The following is a 14,303-nucleotide window of genomic DNA, read 5'->3' as shown; positions in this document are numbered from 1 at the left end:
TATATAACGTAAATGTTAGTAAGTTGTTTTTTGGAGAGTTGCAATGAACGAATTGATGCTATTTCCTCTGAACTCAGTCGTGTTGCCTGAAGGGAAAATGCGTCTGAGAATTTTTGAGGCGAGATATAAGCGTTTGGTATCTGAAGCACTGAAAGCCGACGGGACATTTGGCATCTGCTTGTTTGAGCCGCAAGCTTCTCTAGCACGAAGTGAGCTATCTCATCTCGGTACTTTGGTAAAGATTGTGGATTTTGAGCAGCTCGAAGACGGTTTACTCGGCATTACGGTCGCAGGAATTAATCGCTTTAAGATTGCCGGAGTGCGTGTGGAACATGACGGTTTGAGGTTTGCGAAGGTAAAAACTCTACCTGAATGGGATGTGACAGAACTGGACTCGGTAAGTATGCCGCTAAGTTTGCACTTACAAACTATCTATCAGCAATTTCCTCAGCTAAGTGAGCTCTACCAACAAAAGTTTTTTGATGACGCTAGCTGGGTAAGCCAGCGCTGGCTAGAAATTCTACCGCTTAGCAACAGCGAATTTGATGTATTGGCGGGGGGCAACAGTTGCCTCGCAGCAGTGGAGTTTCTTAACCAAAGGCTAAAAATTGATGCCGATAGTGATCCAGTCGCTAAACTGTAACGTAGTAAGGTGGAAACCAGTGCAAAGGACAATGTAATGGGTAGTCTGGACTCGCAGAATTATTCCCGAGAGGATTGGGCAGCGTGCATGGAAAAAGTCAAACAACAAGACAAACATGCATTCGCGCTCGTTTTTCAACACTTCTCTCCTCGTTTGAAACAGTTTGTCTATCGACACGTTGGCAATGAACATGTGGCGATGGAAATGGTACAAGAAACTATGGCGACGGTTTGGCAAAAGAGTGCGTTGTTTGATGGCAGAAAAAGCTCATTATCGACGTGGATATTTACTATCGCCAGAAACCTTTGCTTTGACATGTTGCGTAGACAAAAGGGACGAGAGAAGCACATCCACTCGGAAGATATCTGGCCGAATGATTATTGTCCGCCGGACCTGATTGAGCATTACTCGCCCGAGACCGACATGCTCAAAGAGCAGGTAGTGAAATTTATCGATACCTTACCGGAGGCTCAGCGTAAGGTAGTACAAGCCGTGTATTTGGAAGAGCTTCCACACCAACAAGTCGCCGAAATGCTGAACATTCCCGTAGGGACGGTGAAATCGCGTTTACGACTTGCCGTGCAAAAACTGAGACATTCAATAGAGGCAGACCAGCTATGAGTTATCACCCAGAAGATTTGATGTTGAAATCCTATGTGGAAGGAGAACTGGATGCTGTTTCCGCGCTCACTATCGCGGTTCATATCGAAACCTGCCCAGAGTGCAAGCGCAAAGTGGCATTGTTTGAGCAAGAGTGCGGTGAGGCGCTGTTTAGTGGTAGCTCTGAGCACGTTGACCATGATGAACAAGTATTCGATGAGATCTTTGACTCTATCGTTTGTCTCGAGCAGAACAGCGAACCTTTCAGAATGCCGAGAAAGCCTAAGCAGATCGAAGTCAACGGTAAAACATTTACTTTGCCTGTGTCGCTTAGTTCGTTTGTCGACCACATTGGTGAATGGCACAGTTATGGCGGTAAAGTATTCAGCGCGCCAGTTGATATTGCCGACAACAGTCGTGTGAATTTAATGTACATCGCTGAAGATGTGCAGATCCCTCAGCATACCCATAAAGGCTTGGAGTCAACCTTGGTGCTGCACGGTAGCTTTAGTGATGAGAATGGTCACTATCAAGTGGGAGACTTTATGATTGAAGACGGTTCGGTCAAGCACAGCCCAACCACCAGTAAAGGGCAAGATTGCTTATGTCTCACCGTACTGACTGAGCCAATGCTGTTTACACAAGGTATCGCGCGCTTGTTCAACCGCTTTGGCAAAGGTATGTATCCGTAAGCTCGATAACAACTTAAGTAGACTGATTTGAAAAAGGCTTGGTGTTTACCAAGCCTTTTTCTTTTAGCTGTGCGCTTCGCGCTCTTTGCACTCTTGCGCGTCGCGCTGTCTGGCCTTATCGAGCATAGCGTTGAAGTAGTGACGCAATGAATAGAGCATCACCAAACTCGGAATCACCATCAGCGCAGTAAGAACAAAGAACAACGACCAATCATTGAGGAAGTCTGCAAGTTCGCCACTGAAAGAAGCTAATGTGGTTCGGCCAAAGTTCCCGAGCGAAGCGAGTAGGGCATATTGGGTGGCGGAGAAAGCTTGCCCCGTCACTACCGTGAGGAAAGAAACAAAGGCGACAGTCGAGAAGGCCGAGGTGAAGTTATCGACCGCAAGTGTGGCTAAGAACAGCTGCTCGTTTGGACCTACTTTCGCAATCCAGGCAAACATCAGGTTACTCGCTGCCATCGCGATACCACCAATCATCAAACCACGTACGATGCCAAATCTCACGTTGACCATACTGCCGATCAAAGTGAATAAGATCGTCAGTCCCCAGCCGATCAGTTTAGAGTAGTAGCCAATTTGTTCGTTGGAGAAGCCGACTTCTTTATAGAAAGTAATCGACATTCTGCCAAGGAAGGCTTCACCAATCTTGAACAGAAATACGAATAGCAACAGGGTTAACGCCACGCGAAAACCGTTGCGTTTGAAGAAATCGAGGAACGGTTCAACCACCGTCACCGTCAGCCATGCTAGCGCGCGATTACCGACAATCTGGTTATGGCGCTGTTCCGCTTCCGCTTGAAGCGAGTCGCGATGTGTTTTCGGTTCGCCGACCAACAGAGTAAACAGCAACAGTACGCCGACAATCGCGGCCATTCCGTAGTAAACACCGTTCCAGCCGATCGAGTCGGCATTGATAAACGCCAAATAACCCGGAACAGAATACCCCGTCCACCAACCGATAACTGCCATCGCTGAGGCTTGCGGCAGTTTTGACGGCTCTGACTTAGGGAACGTATCGATACGGAAAGCGTCGATGGCGATGTCCTGTGTGGAAGACGCAATCGCAATGCCTAATGCTAGCATGGACGTCAGCATCAGGTTTTTCGCTGGATCGACTCCAGCAATAAAGAGAGTGCAGACCAGAACGATCGACTGACATAAGAAAATCCAGCTGCGTCGCTGACCAAGAATGGCGTGCAGTACCGGCAGTTTGACTCGGTCTACCAACGGGGCCCACAAAAAGTTGATCGCATAGACGGCAAAGACGCTACCAAAATAACCGATCGCAGCACGTGTGAGCCCGGCATCTTTGAGCCAGCCTGACATGTTCGAACCGATAAGAACCCAAGGGAAGCCGCTAGAGCAGCCAAGCATAAAGACCCACAACAGGCGTCTGTCCATGTAACTGCGAATGGTTTCTCGCCAAGACATAGACGGGGAGTCAAAAGACATATGCATTTCCTTGTTAGAGTGTTCGGTCGGCAAAAAGGCTCTAGCCGAACCAACTAGAGCCTAAACCTGTTAAGGTTGAAGTGTAACTTTAGTAATAACAATTGGTGTCACAGGGACGTCAGCGTAGCGACCGATGTTTTGCGTCGGTTTTGTCGCCATCGCTTGGACAACGTCATAGCCTTGTGTCACCTGACCAAATACCGCATAACCTGGTGGGCGCTGATCGTAGTCTAGGAAGTTATTGTCAGTTAAGTTGATAAAGAACTGACGAGTTGCCGAATTCGGGTTACTCGTTCTTGCCATCGCAATCGACGCGGTTTGGTTTTTCAAACCGTTTGACGCTTCGTTCTTGATTGGCGAGTAAGTGGCTTTCATCTGCATGTTTTCATCAAAACCGCCACCCTGAGCCATAAAGCCAGGGATCACGCGATGAAAAATAGTCCCAACATAGCTACCGTCTTCAACGTATTTAAGGAAGTTAGCCACCGTTACCGGCGCTTTTTCTTGGTTTAGCTCGACAGTGAATGCGCCTAAGTTGGTTTCAAACTCAACTTTTGGCCCGGCAAAGGCTAGGCTGCTGACGAGTGCTAAACAAGCGGTTGCAAGTTTCAACATTAGAATCGCTCCTGCATGTACTCTTTCAGTTCACTATCGTTAGCGATCTCTTTAAGTACCAAGCCGACAACGTCGTTCAGTACCATCTCGATATCTTGGTTTGACGCGCTCATCGCGCCCGTGCGTTTTGCCGTGCCTGTGTAGGTTTTCACTAGCTTGCCTTGCGCGTTTTCAGCGGTCACTTCAACGACAACTTTACCGTCCATTTCGTTTTCCATCACGCTGTGCTTGACCGATACCAGTACTTCTTGGATTTCAAGCTCAACCGTGTTTTCGCTGTTGACTGTGTTGCGGAAACCTTGTGACTGCAATTGTTCTAGCAGCGCGTTTTCTAATGAGATGCGGACATTTTGCTTCGAGTGGATAGGCTCAATGTTTGAGCGGCCACTGTCGACTAATGCAACGTACTGCGCTGAGCGAATGTCTTTACTCACGATGTTGAAAGTCGCATCGCTGGTAATCTCGCTGCTGCTCAATACTGCTTTTGGCATAAAGTTGATTTGCTGTTGCTGTGGAGCTGCACATGCGGTCAGAAGTGCCATCGAAGCCGCTAGGACCAGTTTTCTCATTGTTTAATTCCCTTGTTCGTCACTCTGAAAGTAGTAGAGGTATAGTCGTAAACTATTTAGTCGCCTGTAAAATAACAAATTTATTGTTGGAAGTAACAAGCTTGACGTTCTGCTTACCAAATAATCGCGTTAACTTTACATCGTATCCGAGGTGGCGGTTACCGATAACCATTAATTGTCCGCCGGTGCGAAGAACATGCTTTGCATCACAGAACATTTGCCACGCGATATGGTCGGTAATGGCTTGTTGCTGGTGGAATGGTGGATTACACACCACGAGGTCGGCGCTGCTTGCTTCGAAACCATCTAGGCAGTTGTTGGCGACGCAATCAATCTCGCGCTCAGAGCCTAAATTGTCCAACAGGTTTTGCTTGGCCGATTCTACCGCCATGAAACTCTCATCAACACAAGTCAGCTTCGCTTGTGGATTCTGCAAGCCAAGTTTGACTGACAATATGCCGTTGCCACAACCCAAGTCGATGATGTGTTTGTCGCCTAACTCGCTCGGCAGATGCTCAAGCATCAGGCGCGCGCCTAAATCGAGCTTCTCTCCTGAATAGACGTTTGGCAGGTTTTTGAGCGAGAAGTCGTGACCATCTACGTTCCAACGGGTGAATGCTTCAACCATCGGTGCAAGTTGGCTGTTGGCGTGGGCAAAGACGAGACGATGCTTTTTCCAAGCCAGTGATGTGGTGGTTTCGCCAAGGTGTTTTTCAAACAATTTGAGGGTTGAAGAGTGGATCTCCTTGGCTTTGTTGACCGCAATAACCTGTACCGAAGGTTTGAGCGACTGGCGAAGTTGGTCAAGCTGCCAAACAAGATGGCGATTTGCTTTAGGGATCTGAACCAAGACTAAATCGACATCACTTGGAATCGCATCCATGGTGCTGGCAAAGGTAATTTTGTTGCACTGATTCCGCTGAAGGTTAGAGAGCGTACCTTTATGGGCAATAAATGAATCACTCATCATGGTTACACGGTGTTTCTGTGCGAACCAGCAGCTTAATGCGCCGAAGTTGTCGTTAAGAATCAATATATGTTGGTTGTCGGGCAGGTGTAGCTCTTCGACATAATTGATCAGGTACTCGTCACCTGCATCCCATGCTTGGAGGGTTTCGTTGTTCTTTTTTGGGTAGCGGTAGAGTGAAAGGGTGCGATCGTGCAGCGTAAGCTCAGTTTTCATATTTGCAACATTAGCAATTTAAGACTGCACAAATTGTCGCAGATGCAAGGCAAAGTGAAAACTAAAACCTTTTGCTTTGCGTACAAGGGGATTATCATTTGTTCTTAATGCTATTAATAATTATATGGTGACACACGATGTTGCAAGAAGTGATTGAAACCAAACTACATGAAGCGTTTGAGCCCGAGTATTTGAAAGTCGTGAACGAGAGCTACATGCACAATGTGCCTCCCGGTTCTGAAAGCCATTTTAAAGTGATTGTCGTCAGCGACAAATTTGACGGCTTGAGGCTGATCGGTCGTCACCGCGAAGTCAACAAAGTCTTGGCGGATGAGTTGGCAAACCATATTCATGCGCTGTCGATGCACACGTACACGCAGGCCGAATGGAAAGCGCAAAATGAGAGCGCACCAGACAGCCCAATGTGCATGGGTGGCTCAAAATAGATTACGAAAGGAGGAGGTATATATCGCCTCCTTTTTATTTGACGATATCGATTGCATTAACAATGTGGAAACAAATTAATCAGATGATTCGATTTGATTCAAAATGTTTAAGGATGTGAATGTCGGAGAGTTTTTTGTCGAGCGGCTGAATACCGTTTGTGCGGTGGTTCAAAGTTATGACTATTCCTTAACCTTTTAAACTCAAATCCTCTGAAATATCCACACTATTCTTTTCATTGGTCATGGCATCCCCTTCCTAAAAGATGCTAGACTATCGCACCTGATAAATCTCGGACTTTTTCTGTTGCGAGATTTTTAATAGGATGTTGCGATTTTGGTGTTTTAAACGACACCGAAACCGGACACTAGTGTCGTGTCTAAAAGTTACGCAATCAAAGAATCTTTTTCCCGATAAAAGTAGTGCAAGTGCGTATGATTACAATAAAGAAGGGTCTGGACCTTCCTATCGCAGGAACTCCTACCCAGGTGATTAATGATGGTAAGACCATCAAGAAAGTCGCCTTGCTTGGCGAAGAGTACGTTGGCATGCGTCCTACTATGCATGTTCGCGTAGGCGATGAAGTGAAAAAAGCGCAAGTTCTTTTTGAAGACAAGAAGAACCCTGGCGTGAAATTTACTTCACCAGCAAGTGGTAAAGTGATCGAGATTAACCGTGGTGCTAAACGTGTCCTTCAATCTGTTGTGATTGAAGTGGCAGGTGAAGAACAGGTTACTTTTGACAAGTTCGAAGCCAACCAACTAGCAAGTCTTGACCGTGAAGCGGTGAAAACTCAGCTTGTTGATTCTGGTCTATGGACTGCTTTACGTACTCGTCCGTTCAGCAAGGTTCCAGCAATTGAGTCTTCAACTAAGGCAATCTTTGTTACTGCTATGGATACTAATCCATTGGCGGCACAGCCTGAGTTGATCATCAATGAACAACAAGAAGCATTCGTTGCTGGTTTAGATGTGCTTTCAACTCTGACTGATGGCAAGGTTTACGTATGTAAATCAGGCACCAGTCTTCCTCGTTCTTCACAGTCAAATGTAGAAGAGCATGTTTTTGATGGCCCTCACCCAGCAGGTCTTGCTGGCACCCACATGCATTTCCTATACCCAGTAAATGCAGACAACGTGGCGTGGAGCATCAACTACCAGGACGTTATTGCGTTCGGTAAGTTGTTCCTAACTGGTGAACTTTACACTGACCGTGTTATCTCTCTGGCTGGCCCAGTAGTGAATAACCCTCGTCTAATCCGTACGACTGTAGGTGCTAGCCTAGAAGACGTAACAGATAACGAGTTAATGCCAGGTGAAGTTCGTGTGATTTCTGGTTCTGTACTCTCTGGTACTAAAGCAACTGGTCCTCACGCATACCTAGGTCGTTACCACGTACAGGTTTCTGTATTGCGCGAAGGCTATGAGAAAGAATTGTTCGGTTGGGCGATGCCTGGTAAGAACAAGTTCTCTGTAACTCGCTCATTCCTTGGTCATATCTTTAAAGGTCAGTTGTTCAACATGACAACCACGACCAACGGTAGTGACCGTTCGATGGTTCCAATCGGCAACTACGAACGTGTAATGCCACTAGATATGGAACCTACTCTGCTACTTCGCGATCTATGTGCAGGCGATACCGATAGTGCAGCAGCACTTGGCGCGCTAGAGCTAGACGAAGAAGACGTAGCATTGTGTACCTTTGTTTGTCCTGGTAAGTACGAGTATGGTCAACTACTTCGTGAATGCCTAGATAAGATCGAGAAGGAAGGGTAATTTTCATGTCTCTTAAAAAGTTTATTGAAGACATCGAGCATCACTTTGAGCCTGGCGGTAAACACGAAAAGTGGTTTGCCCTTTATGAAGCAGCTGCGACGCTGTTTTATACTCCGGGTCTTGTAACAAAGAGAAGCTCGCACGTTCGTGATAGCGTTGACTTAAAACGTATCATGATCATGGTTTGGTTCGCGGTATTCCCAGCTATGTTCTGGGGTATGTACAACGCAGGTGGCCAAGCTATCGCAGCACTGACTCACATGCACGCTGGTGATCAACTAGCGGCAGTAGTTGCAGGTAACTGGCACTACTGGCTAACCGAAATGCTAGGTGGCACCATCGCCGCTGATGCTGGGGTTGGCAGTAAGATGCTACTCGGTGCGACTTACTTCCTACCAATCTACGCAACGGTATTCATCGTTGGTGGTTTCTGGGAAGTGCTGTTCTGTATGGTGCGTAAGCACGAAGTTAACGAAGGTTTCTTTGTAACTTCTATCTTGTTCGCGCTTATCGTTCCACCAACTCTTCCTCTATGGCAAGCAGCGCTAGGTATTACCTTCGGTGTGGTTGTAGCGAAAGAAATCTTCGGTGGTACAGGTCGTAACTTCCTAAACCCAGCACTAGCAGGTCGTGCATTCCTATTCTTCGCTTACCCAGCTCAAATCTCGGGTGACGTAGTGTGGACTGCAGCTGACGGTTTCTCTGGTGCGACGGCTCTTAGCCAATGGGCTCAAGGTGGTAACGGTGCTTTAGTTAATACTGTAACTGGCGCTCCTATCACTTGGATGGATGCTTTCATCGGTAACATCCCTGGCTCAATTGGTGAAGTTTCGACTCTGGCACTGATGATCGGTGCAGCGATGATCGTTTACATGCGAATCGCTTCATGGCGCATCATTGCAGGTGTAATGATCGGTATGATCGCGACAGCGACGCTGTTCAACGTGATCGGTTCTGAGACGAACCAAATGTTCAACATGCCATGGCACTGGCACCTGGTTCTAGGTGGTTTTGCATTCGGTATGTTCTTTATGGCGACAGACCCTGTATCTGCTTCATTTACCAATAAAGGTAAGTGGTGGTACGGCGCTCTAATCGGTGTAATGTGTGTTCTAATCCGTGTAGTTAACCCAGCGTACCCAGAAGGTATGATGCTGGCGATTCTATTCGCGAACCTGTTTGCACCTCTGTTCGACCACTTAGTTATCGAGAAGAACATCAAGCGGAGACAAGCACGCTATGGCAAGTAATAACGACAGCATTAAAAAGACGCTGGGTGTTGTTGTCGGGTTGAGCCTTGTTTGTTCAATCATCGTATCAACAGCAGCAGTAGGTCTACGCGATAAGCAAAAAGCTAACGCTGTACTAGATAAGCAATCTAAGATCGTTGAAGTTGCGGGCATTGATGCTGAAGGTAAAAAAGTGCCTGAGCTATTTGCACAATACATCGAACCACGTCTAGTTGACTTTAACACTGGTGACTTTGTAGAAGGCAACGCTGCGACTTACGACCAACGTAAAGCGGCTAAAGACCCTGCTGAGTCAATCAAGCTATCTGCTGATGAAGATAAAGCTAAGATCCTTCGTCGTGCTAACACGGGTGTTGTATACCTAGTGAAAGATGGTGACGCAGTATCTAAAGTTATCCTACCGGTTCACGGTAACGGTCTTTGGTCTATGATGTACGCTTTCGTTGCCGTTGAAACTGACGGTAACACAGTGTCTGGTATCACTTACTACGAGCAAGGTGAAACTCCTGGACTTGGTGGTGAAGTTGAGAATCCAAGCTGGCGTGCACAATTCGTAGGCAAGAAACTGTTTGATGAAAACCACAAGCCAGCTATCAAGGTAGTGAAAGGTGGTGCACCAGCAGGTTCTGAGCACGGTGTTGACGGCCTGTCAGGTGCGACACTAACTAGTAACGGTGTTCAACACACATTTGACTTCTGGTTAGGCGATATGGGCTTTGGTCCATTCCTAGCAAAAGTTCGTGACGGAGGTCTGAACTAATGTCTAGCGCACAAAATATTAAAAAGAGCATTCTAGCGCCAGTATTGGATAACAACCCAATCGCGCTACAGGTTCTTGGTGTATGTTCTGCTCTTGCAGTAACAACTAAGCTAGAGACTGCGTTTGTTATGACGCTAGCGGTAACATTTGTAACTGCTCTGTCTAACTTCTCGGTATCTTTAATCCGTAACCACATTCCTAACAGCGTACGTATCATCGTTCAGATGGCGATCATCGCTTCGCTAGTAATCGTGGTAGACCAAGTGCTAAAAGCTTACCTATACGATATCTCTAAACAGCTATCGGTATTCGTAGGTCTTATCATCACGAACTGTATCGTAATGGGTCGTGCTGAAGCATTCGCAATGAAGTCTGCGCCAGTACCTTCTCTTATTGATGGTATCGGTAACGGTCTTGGTTACGGTTTCGTTCTTATCACTGTTGGTTTCTTCCGTGAGCTATTTGGCTCAGGCAAACTATTTGGTCTGGAAGTACTACCTCTAGTGAGCAATGGTGGTTGGTACCAGCCTAACGGCCTGATGCTGCTAGCACCATCTGCATTCTTCCTAATCGGCTTCCTAATCTGGGCAATCCGTATTCTGAAACCAGAACAAGTAGAAGCGAAGGAGTAAGGACGTCATGGAACATTACATTAGTCTGTTAGTTAAATCGATTTTCATCGAAAACATGGCTTTGTCTTTCTTCTTAGGTATGTGTACGTTTCTTGCGGTATCTAAGAAAGTTAAGACCTCTTTCGGTCTAGGTGTTGCGGTTGTAGTAGTACTTACTATCGCGGTTCCAGTAAACAATCTTGTTTACAACCTAGTCCTAAGAGAAAACGCTTTAGTTGAAGGTGTCGATCTTAGCTTCCTAAACTTCATCACCTTTATCGGTGTAATCGCTGCACTTGTACAGATCCTAGAGATGGTTCTAGACCGTTTCTTCCCACCTCTGTACAACGCGCTAGGCATCTTCCTACCGCTGATCACAGTAAACTGTGCGATCTTCGGTGGTGTATCTTTCATGGTACAACGTGACTACAACTTTGCTGAATCTGTTGTTTACGGTTTCGGTTCTGGTGTGGGCTGGATGCTAGCCATCGTTGCTCTTGCAGGTATCCGTGAGAAGATGAAGTACTCTGACGTACCTCCTGGTCTGCGTGGTCTAGGTATCACGTTCATCACTGTAGGTCTAATGGCGTTAGGCTTTATGTCTTTCTCTGGTGTTCAACTGTAAGTCGGGTAAACCGCAACAATTAAGGAATAGTCAATGGACATTATTCTTGGTGTAGTGATGTTTACTCTGATCGTACTGGCTCTAGTACTAGTGATTCTTTTCGCTAAGTCTAAGCTGGTACCAACAGGTGACATTACAATTTCTGTGAACGACGACCCTAACTTGGCGATCGTTACACAACCAGGTGGCAAACTACTTGGCGCTCTTGCGGGTGCTGGTGTATTCGTTTCTTCTGCCTGTGGTGGCGGTGGCTCTTGTGGTCAGTGTCGCGTAAAAATTAAATCTGGTGGTGGTGATATCCTTCCTACCGAGCTTGACCACATTACTAAAGGTGAAGCACGTGAAGGTGAGCGTCTAGCGTGTCAGGTTGCGATGAAAACCGACATGGACATCGAACTTCCAGAAGAAATCTTCGGCGTTAAGAAGTGGGAATGTACGGTTATCTCTAACGATAACAAAGCAACATTCATCAAAGAGCTTAAACTACAAATTCCAGATGGCGAATCAGTACCTTTCCGTGCTGGTGGTTACATCCAGATTGAAGCGCCTGTTCACCACGTGAAATACGCTGACTTCGATGTACCTGAAGAGTACCGCGAAGACTGGGACAAATTTAACCTGTTCCGCTACGAGTCTAAAGTAAACGAAGAGACAATCCGCGCTTACTCAATGGCTAACTACCCGGAAGAAGAAGGCATTATTATGCTAAACGTGCGTATCGCTACGCCGCCGCCTAATAATCCTGACGTACCACCTGGTATCATGTCTTCATACATTTGGTCTCTTAAAGCAGGCGACAAGTGTACGATTTCAGGTCCATTTGGTGAGTTCTTCGCGAAAGATACTGATGCTGAAATGGTATTCATTGGTGGTGGTGCTGGTATGGCACCGATGCGTTCGCACATCTTTGACCAACTTAAGCGTCTAAACTCTACGCGTAAGATGTCTTTCTGGTACGGTGCACGTTCTAAGCGTGAAATGTTCTACGTAGAAGATTTTGACGGCCTACAAGCAGAAAACGACAACTTCGTATGGCACTGTGCTCTATCAGATCCAATGCCAGAAGATAACTGGGATGGTTACACAGGTTTCATCCACAACGTACTGTACGAAAACTACCTGAAGGATCACGAAGCTCCTGAAGATTGTGAATACTACATGTGTGGTCCACCGATGATGAACGCAGCTGTTATCGGCATGCTGAAAGATCTTGGTGTAGAAGATGAAAACATCCTTCTAGATGACTTCGGTGGTTAATCCATCTAAGTGATTGAAATTTATGGCTGACTCTTACGGGTCAGCCATTGTTTTTTCTGAATATTAATTGATATAGAAAATAGGTTCATATCGACCCAACTTATTCTCTATATCCATTTCAATTTTCCATAGGAGTTAAACAAGTGAAAAAGTGGCTTGTTGCTTTCGCTTCTCTTTTAGTTCTTGCTGGTTGTGAGCAGCCTGCAGAGCAAGTGCATCTTACTGGCCCTACAATGGGGACGACTTACAACATTAAATACATCGCTGCGGAAGGTATTCCAGCTGCGGCTGAGCTACAAAAAGAAGTCGACCGTTTGCTCGAAGAAGTGAACGACCAAATGTCGACCTACCGTAAAGATTCAGAGCTAAGCCGTTTCAACCAGTACAAAGACTCTGATGCATTTGAAGTCTCTCCTCAAACAGCGACTGTTGTGAAAGAAGCGATTCGATTGAACAAATTGACTATGGGCGCACTGGATGTGACTGTCGGTCCTCTGGTTAACCTATGGGGCTTTGGTCCTGAAGCTCGCCCAGAAGTTATCCCAAGCGATGAAGAGCTGGCTGAACGCCGTGCTAACACAGGTATCGAACACCTTGAAGTGTCAGGCAACACGCTGAAAAAAGACATTCCAAACCTATACGTAGACTTGTCTACGATCGCAAAAGGTTGGGGGGTTGACGTCGTTGCAGATTACATCCAATCTCAAGGTATCATGAACTACATGGTGGAAGTGGGTGGAGAGATGCGCGTGAAAGGCCTAAACCGTGAAGGCGTGCCTTGGCGTATCGCGATTGAAAAGCCGTCGGTTGAAGAGCGCGCAATTCAAGAGATCATCGAACCGGGTGATATGGCTGTCGCTACCTCTGGTGATTACCGCAACTATTTTGAGCGCGATGGTATTCGCTACTCACACATCATCAATCCAGAAACTGGGAAACCAATCAACCACAAAGTAGTCTCAGTAACAGTATTGGACAAATCGTCGATGACTGCAGACGGTCTAGCGACTGGCCTGATGGTGATGGGTGAAGTAAAAGGGATGCAAGTAGCACAAGAGAACAATATTCCGGTGCTAATGATTGTGAAGACCGAAGATGGCTTTGAAGAGCTGGCATCTGATGCCTACAAGCCATACGTAAGCCAATAACTACATAAGTGAGCATGTCATTATGAGTACGTTTTTAATCACTTTCGCGGTATTTGTTGCCGTGATCGCCGCAATGTCGATCGGCTATATCATCCAGAAAAAAGTCGTAAAAGGTAGCTGTGGCGGGCTCGGCGCAGTAGGTATCGAAAAAGTATGTAACTGCCCAGAACCGTGTGACGCGCGTAAAAAGCGTGAAGCTCGCGAAGCGGCGCGCGCAGAGAAGCTTGCGGCTTGGGAAAAAGACCGAATTGCTTAACAGCAGCTGTCTGATAATGTCATTTCGTGTAACCCGGCTTAGTCCGGGTTATTTTTTGCCTATGAAAAAGGGGAGAGTGGGAGACGCAAATTACTGACTGACCTTGCAGTGAGCTTAGCTTGGCTATACTGATAGAAATTAAGTCTACACTCGGAGGCACTATGGAGTTGCATCAACACGGAATGGTTGAACTGTTTCAACAACTAGGACTGGGAAGTTCAGACAAAGAGATAAAACAATTTGTTCTGGAACATCGACAACGTCGAGATGCGGTACTGCTTCATGAAGCCAGCTTTTGGAACGATGCACAAGCAGCCTTTCTTAAACAGGCAATAGAAGAAGATGCAGACTGGGCTGAGCTCGTCGACCAATTGGATGTGATGCTGAGAGATTAAAAAGCAAAGCGGCGCGATAGCCGCTTTG

Annotated in this window: 17 protein-coding genes; 13 read left to right on the top strand and 4 right to left on the bottom strand. The window is 46.5% G+C overall.

Features of this window, described 5'->3' with window-relative positions:
* The first annotated feature begins 43 nt into the window (after window positions 1–43).
* The 3 genes from AKJ31_RS09915 to AKJ31_RS09905 are packed head-to-tail and all read left to right on the top strand — an operon-like array spanning window position 44 to window position 1,935.
* The gene (locus AKJ31_RS09915) at window positions 44–643 is read left to right on the top strand and encodes an LON peptidase substrate-binding domain-containing protein (RefSeq protein WP_053408937.1); all 600 of its coding nucleotides are present in this window, start codon (window positions 44–46) and stop codon (window positions 641–643) included.
* Window positions 644–679: 36 nt separating this feature from the next.
* Window positions 680–1,264, top strand: a complete 585-nt coding sequence (locus AKJ31_RS09910; RefSeq protein ID WP_053408936.1) for an RNA polymerase sigma factor — start codon at window positions 680–682, stop codon at window positions 1,262–1,264.
* A complete protein-coding gene (locus AKJ31_RS09905; protein WP_053408935.1) occupies window positions 1,261–1,935 on the top strand; it encodes a ChrR family anti-sigma-E factor in 675 nt (224 codons plus the stop codon). The genes AKJ31_RS09910 and AKJ31_RS09905 overlap by 4 nt, the downstream gene beginning before the upstream one ends.
* A gap of 63 nt (window positions 1,936–1,998) precedes the next feature.
* Here the strand turns inward: AKJ31_RS09905 and AKJ31_RS09900 are convergent, their stop codons facing one another.
* The 4 genes from AKJ31_RS09900 to AKJ31_RS09885 form a co-directional block, all read right to left on the bottom strand.
* On the bottom strand, window positions 1,999–3,387 hold the full coding sequence (locus tag AKJ31_RS09900) for an AmpG family muropeptide MFS transporter (protein WP_053408934.1): 1,389 nt from the start codon (window positions 3,385–3,387) through the stop codon (window positions 1,999–2,001).
* 69 nt (window positions 3,388–3,456) lie between these two features.
* Window positions 3,457–4,002 carry a peptidylprolyl isomerase gene (locus AKJ31_RS09895; protein ID WP_053408933.1) on the bottom strand — a complete coding sequence of 182 codons (546 nt, stop codon included), beginning with the start codon at window positions 4,000–4,002 and terminating at the stop codon, window positions 3,457–3,459.
* Window positions 4,002–4,571, bottom strand: coding sequence for a YajG family lipoprotein (locus tag AKJ31_RS09890; RefSeq protein WP_053408932.1), 570 nt, complete (start codon window positions 4,569–4,571; stop codon window positions 4,002–4,004). The genes AKJ31_RS09895 and AKJ31_RS09890 overlap by 1 nt, the downstream gene beginning before the upstream one ends.
* A 52-nt stretch (window positions 4,572–4,623) precedes the next feature.
* A complete protein-coding gene (locus AKJ31_RS09885; protein WP_053408931.1) occupies window positions 4,624–5,754 on the bottom strand; it encodes a methyltransferase in 1,131 nt (376 codons plus the stop codon).
* Window positions 5,755–5,891: 137 nt separating this feature from the next.
* Here AKJ31_RS09885 and bolA point away from each other — a divergent pair, with 137 nt between their 5' ends.
* From bolA to AKJ31_RS09835, 10 genes are all read left to right on the top strand, one after another.
* Window positions 5,892–6,200 (top strand): transcriptional regulator BolA, encoded by a 309-nt coding sequence (bolA, locus tag AKJ31_RS09880; protein WP_053408930.1) that lies wholly within the window; start codon window positions 5,892–5,894, stop codon window positions 6,198–6,200.
* Between the two features lie 432 nt (window positions 6,201–6,632).
* Window positions 6,633–7,973 (top strand): Na(+)-translocating NADH-quinone reductase subunit A, encoded by a 1,341-nt coding sequence (locus AKJ31_RS09875; RefSeq protein ID WP_053408929.1) that lies wholly within the window; start codon window positions 6,633–6,635, stop codon window positions 7,971–7,973.
* A gap of 5 nt (window positions 7,974–7,978) precedes the next feature.
* The gene (locus AKJ31_RS09870) at window positions 7,979–9,223 is read left to right on the top strand and encodes an NADH:ubiquinone reductase (Na(+)-transporting) subunit B (RefSeq protein ID WP_053408928.1); all 1,245 of its coding nucleotides are present in this window, start codon (window positions 7,979–7,981) and stop codon (window positions 9,221–9,223) included.
* The gene (locus AKJ31_RS09865) at window positions 9,213–9,983 is read left to right on the top strand and encodes a Na(+)-translocating NADH-quinone reductase subunit C (RefSeq protein WP_053408927.1); all 771 of its coding nucleotides are present in this window, start codon (window positions 9,213–9,215) and stop codon (window positions 9,981–9,983) included. Before AKJ31_RS09870 ends, AKJ31_RS09865 begins: the two co-directional genes overlap by 11 nt.
* Window positions 9,983–10,615, top strand: coding sequence for an NADH:ubiquinone reductase (Na(+)-transporting) subunit D (locus AKJ31_RS09860; RefSeq protein WP_053408926.1), 633 nt, complete (start codon window positions 9,983–9,985; stop codon window positions 10,613–10,615). Before AKJ31_RS09865 ends, AKJ31_RS09860 begins: the two co-directional genes overlap by 1 nt.
* 7 nt (window positions 10,616–10,622) lie before the next feature.
* On the top strand, window positions 10,623–11,219 hold the full coding sequence (gene nqrE, locus AKJ31_RS09855) for an NADH:ubiquinone reductase (Na(+)-transporting) subunit E (protein WP_014232790.1): 597 nt from the start codon (window positions 10,623–10,625) through the stop codon (window positions 11,217–11,219).
* 33 nt (window positions 11,220–11,252) lie between these two features.
* Window positions 11,253–12,476: an NADH:ubiquinone reductase (Na(+)-transporting) subunit F gene (gene nqrF / locus AKJ31_RS09850; protein WP_053408925.1), complete on the top strand. Its 1,224-nt coding sequence runs from the start codon at window positions 11,253–11,255 to the stop codon at window positions 12,474–12,476.
* 143 nt (window positions 12,477–12,619) lie between these two features.
* Window positions 12,620–13,624, top strand: coding sequence for an FAD:protein FMN transferase (locus AKJ31_RS09845; protein WP_053408924.1), 1,005 nt, complete (start codon window positions 12,620–12,622; stop codon window positions 13,622–13,624).
* Between the two features lie 22 nt (window positions 13,625–13,646).
* Complete coding sequence (gene nqrM, locus AKJ31_RS09840) at window positions 13,647–13,880, top strand: (Na+)-NQR maturation NqrM (RefSeq protein WP_014232787.1); 234 nt, start codon at window positions 13,647–13,649, stop codon at window positions 13,878–13,880.
* A 161-nt stretch (window positions 13,881–14,041) separates the two neighbouring features.
* Window positions 14,042–14,275: a DUF2789 domain-containing protein gene (locus AKJ31_RS09835; RefSeq protein ID WP_053408923.1), complete on the top strand. Its 234-nt coding sequence runs from the start codon at window positions 14,042–14,044 to the stop codon at window positions 14,273–14,275.
* The last annotated feature ends 28 nt before the right edge of the window (window positions 14,276–14,303 follow it).

This window comes from Vibrio hepatarius (assembly GCF_001274785.1).
GTDB classification, from domain to species: domain Bacteria; phylum Pseudomonadota; class Gammaproteobacteria; order Enterobacterales; family Vibrionaceae; genus Vibrio; species Vibrio hepatarius.
This window is presented reverse-complemented; position numbering and strand designations above follow the sequence as displayed.